General features: G+C 61.7%; 11 protein-coding genes. 10 read left to right on the top strand and 1 reads right to left on the bottom strand.

Annotation, left to right across the window (positions count from 1 at the left end; translation table 11 throughout):
- Window positions 1–143 precede the first annotated feature (143 nt).
- Complete coding sequence (locus tag KW832_RS01445) at window positions 144–749, bottom strand: phasin family protein (RefSeq protein ID WP_218298888.1); 606 nt, start codon at window positions 747–749, stop codon at window positions 144–146.
- Between the two features lie 227 nt (window positions 750–976).
- Between KW832_RS01445 and KW832_RS01450 the strand changes: the two genes are divergently transcribed.
- From KW832_RS01450 to gspG, 10 genes are all read left to right on the top strand, one after another.
- The gene (locus tag KW832_RS01450) at window positions 977–2962 is read left to right on the top strand and encodes an SDR family oxidoreductase (RefSeq protein WP_218298887.1); all 1986 of its coding nucleotides are present in this window, start codon (window positions 977–979) and stop codon (window positions 2960–2962) included.
- Window positions 2963–3073: 111 nt separating this feature from the next.
- Complete coding sequence (gene rfbB / locus KW832_RS01455) at window positions 3074–4168, top strand: dTDP-glucose 4,6-dehydratase (protein ID WP_218298886.1); 1095 nt, start codon at window positions 3074–3076, stop codon at window positions 4166–4168.
- On the top strand, window positions 4165–5055 hold the full coding sequence (gene rfbD / locus KW832_RS01460) for a dTDP-4-dehydrorhamnose reductase (protein WP_218298885.1): 891 nt from the start codon (window positions 4165–4167) through the stop codon (window positions 5053–5055). The genes rfbB and rfbD overlap by 4 nt, the downstream gene beginning before the upstream one ends.
- 14 nt (window positions 5056–5069) lie before the next feature.
- Entirely contained in the window at window positions 5070–5954 is an 885-nt protein-coding gene (rfbA, locus tag KW832_RS01465; protein ID WP_055396830.1) for a glucose-1-phosphate thymidylyltransferase RfbA, read from the top strand.
- Window positions 5955–5960: 6 nt separating this feature from the next.
- A complete protein-coding gene (rfbC, locus tag KW832_RS01470; RefSeq protein ID WP_218298884.1) occupies window positions 5961–6506 on the top strand; it encodes a dTDP-4-dehydrorhamnose 3,5-epimerase in 546 nt (181 codons plus the stop codon).
- Window positions 6503–7696: a DUF1972 domain-containing protein gene (locus KW832_RS01475; protein ID WP_255577455.1), complete on the top strand. Its 1194-nt coding sequence runs from the start codon at window positions 6503–6505 to the stop codon at window positions 7694–7696. The genes rfbC and KW832_RS01475 overlap by 4 nt, the downstream gene beginning before the upstream one ends.
- Before the next feature lie 68 nt (window positions 7697–7764).
- Window positions 7765–8703, top strand: a complete 939-nt coding sequence (locus tag KW832_RS01480; RefSeq protein ID WP_370628611.1) for a glycosyltransferase family 2 protein — start codon at window positions 7765–7767, stop codon at window positions 8701–8703.
- Window positions 8704–8775: 72 nt separating this feature from the next.
- Entirely contained in the window at window positions 8776–10494 is a 1719-nt protein-coding gene (locus tag KW832_RS01485; protein ID WP_218298882.1) for a GspE/PulE family protein, read from the top strand.
- Window positions 10487–11695: a type II secretion system F family protein gene (locus tag KW832_RS01490; RefSeq protein WP_218298881.1), complete on the top strand. Its 1209-nt coding sequence runs from the start codon at window positions 10487–10489 to the stop codon at window positions 11693–11695. Before KW832_RS01485 ends, KW832_RS01490 begins: the two co-directional genes overlap by 8 nt.
- A gap of 26 nt (window positions 11696–11721) precedes the next feature.
- The gene (gspG, locus tag KW832_RS01495; RefSeq protein WP_055396821.1) at window positions 11722–12165 is read left to right on the top strand and encodes a type II secretion system major pseudopilin GspG; all 444 of its coding nucleotides are present in this window, start codon (window positions 11722–11724) and stop codon (window positions 12163–12165) included.
- The last annotated feature ends 49 nt before the right edge of the window (window positions 12166–12214 follow it).

Raw genomic sequence — 12214 nt, forward strand, 5'->3', positions numbered from 1 at the left:
ACATGAACTTGGGGTGCGTATGCAGTACCTAGGCTGCTTGTAGCGCACTTCATGGGTTTCACCAAAAAAAGAAAAGCGGTCCAAACGCCTTGGCGCGTGGACCGCTTGGAGCGGGCTGGGTGCTTGCCGGTAGCAAGCCGTGATCAGCTGGCCGATGGCGTGCTGGTGGCTGCGTCGGCAGCAGCACGTGTCGCGGTCTTTTTGGCCGCAGCCTTCTTGGCGGGGGCCTTGGTAGCGGGCTTGGCGGCTGCCTTTGCAGGAGCCGCCTTCTTTGCCGCTGCCTTCTTGGCGGGAGCCTTGGCTGCGGGTTTGGCGGCTGCCTTGGCAGCAGCTTTGGCGGGTGCAGCCTTGCTGCCCTTGGCCAGGGCGTCCACACGGGCGCTCAGGGCTTCCAGGTCGCGGGCCGAGGGCACGCCCAGCTTGGCGAGGGCCTTGGCCACGCGGTCTTCAAAGATGTTTTCGAGCTTGTCCCACTGGCCCTGGGCCTTGGAGCCGATGTCGCTGGCCATGGTGGTCACGCGGCTGGTGGCTTCGGTGATCTTTTCTTCGGCCACCGCCTGGGTCTTGCGCTGGATGGTCAGGCCTTCCTTGACCAGGGCTTCAAACACCTTGCCGCCTTCTTCCTGCGCCTTGGAGAAGGCACCCAGGCCTGCCAGCCAGATCTGCTGGGCGGAGTCCTTGACGGTGCTGGACAGTTGGGCGTTGCTCTTTTTCTTGTCAGCGTTGAGTTTCTGCAGTTTCTTGACCATAAGGCCTCCGTGGTGCGGTTGGTTGGGTTTGCCGGGGCGGGTTGCCTTCGACGCATGGCCGCACTGTACGCCGCACGGCGCGACAGGTGTAGGCGCGCGCTCCTAAAAATGTAGAGCGTGCCATCTAGCGGGGGCGTTCGCTGGCCGCCTAGCATCGGCGCGGGTTTCTGCTGAATCGGTGCGCGCAGGCCTTGGGCAAGAATGAAGCTATCTCAGAGGAGTTATCCATGCAGTATTTCGTGACGGGGGCAACGGGGTTCATTGGCAAGCGGCTGGTCAAGAAGCTGCTGGAGCGCAAGGGGGCGGTGGTGCATTTCCTGATCCGCAAGGAAAGTGCGGACAAGGTGGCCGACCTGCGCAGCTTCTGGGGTGTCGGGCCCACGCGTGCGATCCCTGTGTTTGGCGATCTCACCGCGAAGAAGCTGGGCGTGGCGGCAGACGACGTGAAGAAGCTCAAAGGCCAGATCGACCATTTCTACCACCTGGCGGCGGTGTACGACCTCTCTGCTGACGAAGAAACCCAGGTGGCCGTGAACATCGAGGGCACGCGCAACACGGTGGACCTGGCCAAGGCGATTGATGCCGGGCATTTCCACCATGTCTCCTCCATCGCGGCTGCCGGCCTGTACGAAGGCGTGTTCCGCGAGGACATGTTCGAAGAAGCCGAGGGCCTGGACCACCCGTACTTCCAGACCAAACACGAGAGCGAAAAGATCGTGCGCCAGGACTGTAAGGTGCCCTGGACGGTGTACCGTCCGGCAATGGTGGTGGGCGACAGCACCACGGGTGAGATGGACAAGATCGACGGCCCCTACTACTTCTTCAAGCTCATCCAGCGCCTGCGCCAGCTGCTGCCGCCCTGGATGCCCACCGTGGGCCTGGAAGGGGGGCGCGTGAACATCGTACCGGTGGACTTTGTGGTGAACGCCCTCAACGTCATCAGCCACCAGAAGGACATCACCAAGAAGTGCTACCACCTGGTGGACCCGGTGGGCTACCGCGTGGGCGATGTGCTCGATATCTTCAGCCGCGCAGCCCATGCGCCGCGCATGAACCTGTTCGTCAACGCCGCGCTGCTGGGCTTCATTCCCAAGAGCGTGAAGAAGAGCCTGATGGCACTGGCGCCCGTGCGCCGCGTGCGCAACGCGGTGATGAAGGACCTGGGCCTGCCCGAGGACATGCTCACCTTCGTGAACTACCCCACGCGCTTTGATTGCCGCGAAACGTTGGCCGCGCTCAAGGGCTCCGGCGTCACCTGCCCCAATCTCAAGGACTACGCCTGGCGGCTGTGGGACTACTGGGAGCGCAATCTGGACCCCGAGCTGTTCATCGACCGCACGCTCAAGGGCACGGTGGCGGGCAAGGTGGTGCTGATCACCGGTGGATCTTCTGGCATTGGGCTGGCGGCAGCGCACAAGTTTGCCGAGGCAGGCGCCACCACCATCATCTGCGGGCGTGACCAGGACAAGCTCGACGAGGCCTGTGCCGAAGCCAAGGCCAAGGGTTACCAGTTCATCGCCTATTCGGCAGACATTGCCGACATGACCGACTGCGACCGTTTTGTGCAGTTGCTCATCGACAACCACGGCGGTGTGGACTTCCTCATCAACAACGCGGGCCGCTCCATCCGCCGCGCCATCGAGTCGAGCTACGACCGCTTCCACGACTACGAGCGCACCATGCAGCTGAACTACTTCGGCTGCCTGCGCGTGACGATGGGTTTCTTGCCCGGCATGGTGGCTAAGCGCAAGGGCCATGTGGTCAACATCAGCTCCATCGGCGTGCTGACCAACGCGCCGCGTTTTTCGGCCTATGTGGCCAGCAAGGCGGCGCTGGACGCGTGGACGCGCTGCGCATCGAGCGAGTTTGCCGACCAGGGCATCACCTTCACCACCATCAACATGCCCCTGGTGCGCACCCCAATGATTGCGCCCACCAAGATCTACAACAACGTGCCCACGCTGAGCCCCGAGGAGGCGGCGGACATGATTGCCCAGGCCTGCATCTTCAAGCCGGTGCGCATCGCCACGCGGCTGGGCATCACCGGCCAGCTGCTGCACGCGCTGGTGCCACGCGTGGCGCAGATCACCATGAACACGAGCTTTCGCATGTTCCCAGACTCCACCGCCGCCAAGGGCAGCAAGGACGCCAAGCCGCAGCTGTCGGCCGAGGCCGTGGCGCTGCAGCAGATGATGCGTGGCATCCACTTCTGATGACCCGCCGGCCCGGGCAGAAATACCCGCGTTGAACTCTGTTACCCGGGGGCCGGGCGGGGTGGGATAATCGTGGGTTCTGCCGAGCAGGCATTTCACACGGCCCTCCCTATGATTCTGGTTACTGGCGGCGCGGGTTTCATCGGCGCCAACTTCGTTCTTGACTGGCTTGCTGCCTCCAGCGAGCCCGTGGTCAACCTCGACAAGCTCACCTACGCGGGCAACCTGCACAACCTGGACAGCGTGCAGGGCGACGCGCGCCACATCTTTGTGCAGGGCGACATCGGCGACACCGCCCTGGTGGCCCGCCTGTTGGCTGAGCACAAGCCGCGCGCCGTGGTTAATTTCGCGGCCGAATCGCATGTGGACCGCTCCATCCATGGTCCCGAGGATTTCATCCAGACCAACATCGTGGGCTCGTTCCGCCTGCTGGAGGCCGTGCGTGCTTACTGGAGCGCGCTGCCCGAGGGCGAACGTGCCGCCTTCCGCTTCCTGCATGTGTCCACCGACGAGGTCTACGGATCGCTGGCCCCCACCGACCCGGCCTTCGCCGAGACGCGTGGCTTTGAGCCCAACAGCCCTTACAGCGCCAGCAAGGCCGCCAGCGACCACCTGGTGCGCGCCTGGCACCACACCTACGGCCTGCCGGTGCTCACCACCAACTGCAGCAACAACTACGGGCCCTACCACTTCCCCGAAAAGCTGATCCCGCTGATGATCGTCAACGCGTTGGCTGGCAAGAGCCTGCCCGTGTATGGCGATGGCATGCAGGTGCGCGACTGGCTGTACGTCAAGGACCACTGCAGCGCCATCCGCCGCGTGCTGGAGGCCGGCGCGCCCGGTGAGACCTACAACGTGGGGGGCTGGAACGAGAAGCCCAACATCGAGATCGTGAACATGGTCTGCAGCCTGCTCGACGAGCTGCGCCCCCGTGCTGACGGCCAAAGCTACCGCACCCAGATCACCTATGTGAAAGACCGTCCGGGCCACGACCGCCGCTACGCCATCGACGCCCGCAAGATCGAGCGCGAGCTGGGCTGGAAGCCCGCCGAGACCTTCGACACCGGCATCCGCAAGACCGTGCAGTGGTACCTGGACCATGCGGACTGGGTGGCCAGCGTGCAGACCGGCGCCTACCGCGACTGGGTGCAGACCCAGTATGCGCAGGAGGCCTCCGCTGCGGCTGTGACGGGCGTCACTGCATGAACATCCTGCTGTTTGGCAAGGGTGGCCAGGTCGGCTGGGAGCTTCAGCGCAGCCTGTCGGTGCTGGGCTCCGTCACGGCGTTGGACTTCGATAGCACCGAGCACTGCGGTGACTTTTCCAACCCCGCCGGCGTGGCTGATACGGTGCGCGCCCTGCGCCCCGATGTCATCGTCAATGCCGCCGCCCACACGGCCGTGGACAAAGCTGAGAGCGAAGCCGAGTTTGCCCGCACCCTCAATGCCACCACGCCCGGAGCCCTTGCGCAGGAGGCCGCGAAGCTGGGTGCTTGGCTTGTGCACTACAGCACGGACTATGTTTTCGATGGCAGCGGCAGCCGCCCCTGGGTGGAGACCGATACACCCGCCCCGCTGAGCGTTTACGGCCGCACCAAACTCGAAGGCGAGCAGCTCATTGCAGAGGCGGGCGCCAAACACCTGATCCTGCGCACCAGCTGGGTCTACGCAGCACGCGGCGGCAACTTCGCCAAGACCATGCTGCGGCTGGCGCAAGAGCGTGAGCGGCTGACGGTGATTGATGACCAATGGGGTGCGCCCACCGGTGCCGACCTGCTGGCCGATGTGACCGCCCACGCGCTGCGCCACCTGCAGCAGCGCCCGCAGGATGCAGGCCTGTACCACTGCGTGGCTGCGGGTGAGACCAACTGGAATCAGTATGCAAAATACGTGCTGGCGCAAGCCCAGAAAGCGCAGATAGCTACAAAAATAATAGCAAAAGAGGTCGCGCCTGTGCCCACAAGCGCATTTCCCACACCGGCCGTGCGCCCCCACAACTCGCGCCTGAGTACCCACAAGCTGCAGTCCACCTTCGGTTTGCAGATGCCCCATTGGCAACAGGGCGTGGCGCGCATGCTCACGGAAATTCTCTGAACGGACCCCAGACCATGACGCAACGCAAAGGCATCATCCTCGCAGGAGGCTCCGGCACCCGGCTGCACCCGGCCACGCTGGCCATCAGCAAACAACTGCTGCCCGTTTACGACAAGCCCATGATCTATTACCCGCTCAGCACGCTGATGCTGGCGGGCATCCGGGACATCCTGGTTATCAGCACCCCGCAGGACACGCCGCGTTTTGCCCAGCTGCTGGGGGATGGAAGCCAATGGGGCTTGAACCTGCAATACGCGGTGCAGCCCAGCCCGGACGGCTTGGCGCAGGCGTTTGTGATCGGGGAGTCTTTTCTGGATGGGGCTCCGAGCGCCCTGGTGCTGGGAGACAACATCTTCTACGGGCACGATTTCCATGAACTGCTGGGCAACGCTCAACAGCGCTCTGCGGGTGCCAGCGTGTTTGCCTACCATGTGCACGACCCGGAGCGCTACGGTGTGGCCGAGTTCGATGCCCAGGGCAAAGTGTTGTCGTTGGAGGAAAAACCTGCTCAGCCCAAGAGCAGCTATGCCGTCACAGGCCTCTACTTCTACGACAACCAGGTTGCGCAGATGGCCCGGAGCTTGAAGCCATCGCCACGCGGCGAACTGGAAATCACCGACCTGAACCGGCTGTACCTGGAGCAGGGGCAGCTCAATGTCGAGATCATGGGCCGCGGCTATGCCTGGCTGGATACTGGCACCCATGAAAGCCTGCTGGAGGCCAGCCAGTTCATTGCGACGCTGGAGCATCGCCAGGGCCTCAAGATTGCCTGCCCCGAGGAAATTGCCTGGCGCGCCGGCTGGATCGACAGTGCCCAGTTGCAGCGCCTGGCACAACCTCTTGCCAAGAACGGCTACGGCCAGTACCTCCAGCGTTTGCTGAACGACAAAGTCTATTGATCCCCCATGCACTCCATCCGGCAATCCATCCCAGACGTTGTCCTCCTTGAGCCCAAGGTGTTCGGCGATAGCCGTGGTTTATTCTACGAAAGCTTCAACCAGCAGGCCTTCCGGGAGGCCACGGGTGTCCAGTGCGATTTTGTGCAGGACAACCACAGCCGCAGCAGCCAGGGTGTGTTGCGGGGCCTGCACTACCAGTTGCCCCCCAGGGCGCAGGGCAAGCTCGTGCGCGTGGTGCGTGGCGCTGTGTTTGATGTGGCAGTGGATATTCGCAAGGGGTCACCCACCTTTGGCCAGTGGGTGGGGGCCCTGTTGACCGAGGACAACCACCGGCAGCTTTGGGTGCCGCCGGGGCTTGCTCACGGTTTTCTGGTGTTGTCCGAATCGGCTGACTTCCTTTACAAGACCACCGACTACTACAGCCCAGAGCATGAGCGCTGCATTCGCTGGGACGATCCACAGCTTGCCATCGCCTGGCCAGCCGTGGAGGCCGCCATTCAGCTTTCGGCGAAGGATCAGGCGGGGCGCTGGTTCGCTGAGGCAGACCTTTGACGACGGCGCAGGGGCGTGCAACGGGCGGATCTCTGGACCGCCCTGCCAAGCTGCGGATCGCCCTGTTGGGAGCCAGGGGCATCCCCGCGAGCTATGGGGGGTTCGAAACCTTTGCCGAACAACTCTCGATACGCCTGGTGGAGCGTGGCCACGAGGTCACTGTGTATGCAGAGACCAGCGAGTCGTCCGTCGAAGACACCTTCTACCAAGGTGTTCGCGTACGCCACAAACGTCGGCCCCGGTGGGGAGCTGCATCGGTCCTAGCCTACGACTGTGCCTGCCTGTGGGACGCCCGGCGGGGGTACGACCTGGTCTACATGCTGGGGTATGGCGCTGCGTGGGCCTGCTGGTGGCCCCGGGTTTTTGGGGTTCCGGTCTGGATCAATGTGGACGGACTGGAGTGGGCCCGCAGCAAATGGGGGAGGGTTGCACGCATCTACCTGCGCTGCATGGAGTGGGTGGCCAGCCGGGTGGCCACGCGCCTCATCGCCGATGCCGAGGCCATTGCACAGCGGTTCCGCGAGACTTATCCCAAGGGGGCTCCGTCGAGCTTCATTGCCTACGGCGCCGAACTGGTGCAGGACCGGGACGTGGACCCTTCCGTGCTTTCTGCCTGGGGGCTGAAGCCCCGCCGCTACATGCTGGTCGTGGCGCGCCCGGAGCCGGAAAACCATATCCTTGAAATCGTTCAAGGCTATGAGATGCACGGCAGTGACTGGCCGTTGGTCATCGTAGGGGATGTGTCCGGTGCCACGGCCTACCAGCAACTGCTGAGGCAACATGCCAGCGACCGCGTGCGTTTCTTGGGGGGCATCTACGACACCGGGCAGCTCGCAAGCTTGCGTGTACATGCGGCCTGTTACCTGCACGGGCACTCCGTGGGGGGGACGAACCCTTCGCTGCTCGAGGCACTGGCCTGCGGAAACTGGGTCATTGCGCATGACAACCCGTTCAACCGCGAAGTGGCACGCGATGCGGCCGACTACTTTGCAACCCCCGAGCAACTCGCTCGCAGCCTGGACCTGGTGGTTGGCCAGTCGGACGCCATGCTACCGCAGCGAAGCCAGCGCGCCCGCGATATCGTGGCGGAGCACTACACTTGGGAGGGCATCGCAGATGCCTACGAGGCGCTGATGTATTCAGAATGCCGGCCCCACCGCGCTGCAACAACCAGCACGGGGACCGTGTGACTGAGCCGACTCATCGATTGGCCTCACGCGGAGGGGCGGGCGGGGCTGCCCCGTCGCAGTCACCGCTGGTGGATGTGCTGCTGGCTACGTACAACGGGGCGAAGTATCTCCGTGCCCAGCTCGATTCGCTGTTGGCCCAGACCCACCAGAATTTCCGCCTCCTCGTCAGCGATGACGGGTCTTCGGATGACACGCTTGCCATCCTGGAGAGCTACCGGGTGCGCTTTGGAGAGCGTTTGGTACTTGTACCCAATCCCCACCATGGGCAAGGGCTGGTCCGAAACTTTGAGAATCTCATGGTGGCCAGCCTGCATGATGGTGTGGCGGCTTGGGTTGCTTTCTCGGACCAGGACGATGTCTGGCTCCCTCCGAAAATCGAGCTGTGTCTCCAAGAAATGGTGCGAATGGAGCAAGAGGGTGGTGCGGAATTGCCTTGTCTGGTGCACTCCGACCTGACGGTGGTGGATGAGCACTTGGGCGTGATTTCGGAGTCCTTCGCCACATACCAGCGTATGGACCCTCTGCAGTGCTCGCCACTTTCGCTGCTCAGCGTTAACCAGGTGACGGGATGCACGATGATGGTGAACCGCACCCTGTTGCGAATGGCCTTGCCCCTCCCGCAGGAAACCATCATGCACGACTGGTGGTGTGGCCTGGTGAGTGGAAGCGGCCATAGGCGTTTTGTGCCAACCCCGCTGATCCTGTATCGCCAGCATGGCGCCAACCAGGTAGGAGCCAAGGATCGTAGCCTGAAGACGCGTTTGCTCCGGCTGTTGACGAATGGCCAGGGGATCGTCCGGCGTGTCCGGGTGCTGGGTGGGGCTACCTATCTGCAGGCGCAGGCGCTGCAGCTGCGATTGCGCGCCTTGGGGCTGGATGAAGGCTACGTGTCAGAATACCTTGCGTGGAGGGATGGGCCTCTGAGGGCGAGAATTTTTGGGTATCGCGAATATTATGTGGGTCCCGAATTGGATCGATTAAGCCGCTGTTTGCTGTGGTTCAAGTGATTCACTCCGCCCGAGTGAGACAAGTCGGGCCCGGGTATTGGGTGGTTGGAAGAATGTTCAAAGGCGTTGGTAATGAAGCTCTCGGCTGAAATTGGTGAAGTGGAAAGCGTCGATATCGCTGCGCCCAGGCTCGGTGAGATGCTCCTTGCGGACCAGAAATTGTCGCGCAATGACCTGGAGAGGGCGCTAGAGGTCCAGCGTTCCATGGGCGGTCGCCTGGGGCGCCTGCTTATCAGTCTGGGGCTGGTGTCTGAGGTGGATGTCTACTCCGCACTGTCCCGGCAGGCCGGATTGCCTTTGGTGCGTCAGGACGCTTTCCCGAAGGAAAAGCCGGAAACTTCGCGGCTGAACACCAGCTTTTTGCTGGCCAACAACCTGCTTCCTTTGGGAAATGCAGAGGACGCTGAGTTCACGCCGGATTTCGCGTCGGTAGATCCGAAGAGCGCGGCATTGCGCGATGCATTGCGCCTGGTCTTTGGGGATGTGCCCAGGGTCTTTTTTGGCCTGGAGTCTGAAATATCCAGTCAGCTCAATGCCTGGTACGTCCAGGAGTCGGAGCCGGAAGGAGAAGCCGTTGCGGACCAGTTCGAGGCTTCGGAATTCATCGAGCATCTGAGGGACATGGCCTCGGAGGCCCCCATCATCCAGCGCGTGAGCCATATCCTCTCCCAGGCCGTGGCGGCCCAGGCCTCCGACATTCACATCGAAACCTACGAAGAAAAATCGGTGGTCCGGATACGGGTGGACGGCGAGCTGTACCCCATTGACGAGATTGATAACAAGGATGCCCCCGCTGTGGTGTCCCGCATCAAGATCCTTTCGCAGCTGGACATTGCGGAACGCCGGATGCCGCAGGACGGGCGCACCAAGCTGCGCGTGCATGGCAAGGAAATGGACTCTCGCGTGTCCACCATTCCCACCATGTTTGGCGAATCGGTCGTCATGCGCTTGCTGGAAAAGAACTTCGACCTGCTCTCGTTGGAGAGCCTGCACTTCACGCCACCCACTTTGAAAACCATGCGTCAGCTGCTCAGCGTGCCGCATGGGATCTTTCTGGTGACAGGTCCCACAGGCTCCGGGAAGTCCACCACGCTGTATGCCTCGATGCAGGAACTGGAGGGCGAGAACCTCAAGATTCTGACGGTGGAAGATCCGGTGGAGTACCGGCTGCAATGGCTCAACCAGGTGCAGGTCCAGCCCCAGATCGGGCTGACCTTTGCGAAGGTGTTGCGATCCTTTCTCCGCCAGGATCCTGATGTGATCATGATCGGGGAAATGCGCGATGGCGAAACCGCAGAAATTGCGGTGCAGGCGGCATTGACAGGCCACTTGGTCATGTCCACCCTGCACACCAACAGCGCGCTCGGGGCCATCGTGCGGCTCATCAACATGGGTGTGGAGCCCTATCTGATCACGGCGTCCGTCATTGGCGTGCTGGCGCAGCGCCTGGTGCGCAAGCTGTGTGAGGAATGCAAAGCGCCGTTGCTGCCGGACCAGGCGCAGGCGGCCGCAGCCTCCCTGGGCATGGCCATGGAGGAGGGCCAGGTCATCTATCGGTCCGTCGGTTGCCCTGCATGCCGGGGGACCGGCTACCGAGGGCGTTTGGCCGTTCATGAGTTGCTGGTAATGTCAGAAGACGTAAAAAAGGTGGTGCTCGAAAGAGGTTCTTCGTTGGGGGGCGGAGATGGCGCCTATGCCGGGGGGAACTTGTTGCAGGATGGCGCCACCAAGGTCTTCAAAGGTCTGACGACTGCGGAAGAAGTCCTGCGCGTTGCGCGTCAAAATGATTGAATTTCAATACGATGGAATCACGTCCGATGGCAAGGCCTGCCAGGGGACGATCCGCGCGCTGAACGTGGAGACCGCTCGACTGCGACTCATTGGGCAGGGCGTGACGCCGGTTCGTATTGCAGACGAGTCGGCAGCAGTTGCCCAAGATGAGCCGCAAAGCCGGGGGGGCAAGCTCAAACGTGGCGAGATCCTTTTGTTCAGCCGCGAGATGGCCCACCTCAAGCAGGCCAACATGCCGCTGGACAAGGCGCTGGTCATGCTCAAGGAGACGGCCAACACGGAGCGGCTGAAAGCCTTCATTGCCAAGGTCGAGGAAGGGGTGCGTGGCGGTAAGTCGCTGTACCAGTCGCTGCTGCCGTTTGAGCGGGATCTTGGGCGCCAATATCTGGTTCTGATTCGGGCGGGGGAAACTTCTGGTTCGCTGCATGTGGTTCTGAAAGAACTCACAGTGCAACTGGAGGCAGAAGACAAGCTTCGCAACTACGTCATTTCCTCCATGACGTACCCCGTCATCTTGCTGATTGTTGCGGTGCTGTCCGTCGTGATGCTCCTGGCATTTGTGGTTCCCCAGTTTCGGGAAATTTTTGATTCCATGGGCGACAAACTGCCTTACTCCACGCGCTTGGTGGTCGATCTCAGTGATCTGATCCGCTCGCACTGGATGGCAATCCTGTTAGGCTTGACGGTGATCTTGTTCTTGGGCTCCCGCTGGGGCGCGACGCCTGCGGGGCGGTTGCGCCTTGACAGTGTGCTGTTGGACCTCCCCCTGTTCGGCAAGGTGTTGCGGAATCTGCAGTTTGCTATTTATTTCCGCACCTTCGGCATCTTGCTGCAGCGGGGTGTACCCATGGTGGATGCGTTGCGCATTGCTGTGGACACACTGACCAATACCGCATTGCGCAAGGATATTGAACCTCTGGTGGGTATTGTAAAAACAGGCAAACGACTTTCCACAGGGTTTGTCTCTCCTTACTTCGGGAAATCCAGCACCCCGCAGCTTATTCGGGTTGCTGAGGAAACAGGGCAGCTTGATATTACTCTGCTGGGTTTGGCAGATCGTTACGAGGATGAAGGTCGGCGTACCATGGGGCGTGTTTTGGCAGCCATGGAGCCCTTGATTATTATTGTTTTGGGGGCCTTGGTTGCCTTCATTATTATTGCGATTCTGGGTGGCGTTTTGTCGATCAACGACACAATTTGATTCTGGATTATTTGAGAGATTTTGAAATGAATGTAGTGAATTTTGAACACAAAGCAATGGCGCGAGCGCAGCGTTCCTCGGGCTTCACGCTGATTGAGTTGCTGGTGGTTCTGGTGATTCTGACGTTGCTTGCCGGGCTGGTGGGCCCGAAGGTGCTTGATCAACTCGGCGGTGCCAAGTCCAAGACGGCCCGCATTCAGATCTCGGAAATTGAGCAGAGTCTGGACCTTTTCAAGCTGGACGTCGGCCGTTATCCCAATGATGCGGAAGGGCTGCGTGCCCTGGCAGAGCGGCCAGCAACGGCCCAGGGATGGAATGGTCCCTACCTGAAGAAGGGCCTGCCTTCTGATCCTTGGGGTGCCGCCTATTTGTACAAAAACCCGGGACGCAATGGCGGGCCCGACGTGTTCTCACTGGGGTCCGACGCCAAGCCGGGCGGTGACGGTGAGAACGCGGACGTTTTTAACTGAGGCTCTGTTGCGCTTTCCACTCCCCCGTGCCGTCTGGTGACTTGTTTCG

Source organism: Acidovorax sp. sif0632 (assembly GCF_019218805.1).
GTDB classification, from domain to species: Bacteria; Pseudomonadota; Gammaproteobacteria; order Burkholderiales; family Burkholderiaceae_C; genus Acidovorax; species Acidovorax facilis.